Raw genomic sequence first — 1,028 nt, forward strand, 5'->3', positions numbered from 1 at the left:
ATACATGCCGACATCGGCCCATTGGGGGCGGCCCAGGTCGCGGTCGATGTAGCAGAACAGCGCGGCGGGCGCGCCGAAGCACTGCCAGTTGTCGGCGGCGGCCCGCTGGCGCGCCTCCCAGTCCTCGCGCGTGATGCTGAGTGCCCTGTAGCGCTCCTTGCCGAAGGCGGATCGGCGTTCGTGGTACGGGGACTTCAGCGCGGGCGGGTACATCTCGTACTCCCGCTCGTCCCAGGGGCCGCCCGCGGCCACGCGCTCGCCGGCGCGCTTCTTGAGCTCGGCCAGCGGCTCGCCGGTCAGCACGTAGGCGTGCCAGGGCTGGAGGTTCGATCCGGACGGCGCCCAGGCCGCGGCGGACAGCACGCGCTCCAGCACCTCCCTCGGAACGGGCCGGTCGGTGAATCCGCGGACCGCCCGCCGGCTCGTCACCGCTTCATAGACATCCAAGATCACCGACCCCCATCCCAATGTTGTTACCTCTGAAACAGTATCATTCGCGACGATATCGCTCAAGACTACTCGATGTGCATTGGGGGCTCGTGCGAGGGGTTGACCGGGCACGACGCCGTCGTTTGCGCGCCGGCCAGCTCTAAGAGCTGTTTCTTAGATCTGCCGACTGATCGTGGTGATGTTGTCACGATAAGTGCATGGGACGTGGTGACTTAACGAACGCCGAGTGGGAGCGGCTCCGGCCGCTGCTGCCCGAGGGCGGCCAACGGGGTGGACGATGGAATGACCATCGCACGACGATCGACGGCGTGCTGTACAGGGCACGGACCGGGCAGCTCCCGCGGCGGCTTCACCACCAAGATCCACCTGTCGGCGGACGGCCGCTGCCGGATGCTGTCACTGGTGCTGACACCTGGCCAGTACGGCGACAGCCCGCAGTTCCGGCGAGTGCTGAGCACCATCAGCATCCCTCGGCTCGGGCCGGGCCGTCCCCGCACCCGACCTGACAGCCTGACCGCGGACAAGGCCTACTCCTCCCGGGCCAATCGCGTCTACCTGCGCCGCCGCAAGATCCGCCA

The 1,028-nt window shown here is 67.9% G+C and carries 1 protein-coding gene and 2 pseudogenes; 2 read left to right on the forward strand and 1 reads right to left on the reverse strand.

Translation table 11 applies throughout. The annotated features are described in order from the left end of the window. A partial coding sequence (locus tag ABZS69_RS67110; protein WP_355395710.1) for a nitroreductase family protein occupies positions 1–447 on the reverse strand: 447 nt, incomplete at its 3' end. A gap of 200 nt (positions 448–647) precedes the next feature. On the opposite strand from ABZS69_RS67110, the pseudogene ABZS69_RS67115 reads away from it, so the two are divergent. Beyond that, positions 648–746: pseudogene (locus ABZS69_RS67115) on the forward strand (IS5/IS1182 family transposase); the annotation flags it as partial. A gap of 34 nt (positions 747–780) precedes the next feature. Beyond that, positions 781–1,028: pseudogene (locus ABZS69_RS67120) on the forward strand (transposase); the annotation flags it as partial.

This window comes from Nonomuraea sp. NPDC005650, from assembly GCF_040605375.1.
In the GTDB taxonomy this organism is placed as follows: Bacteria; Actinomycetota; Actinomycetes; order Streptosporangiales; family Streptosporangiaceae; genus Nonomuraea.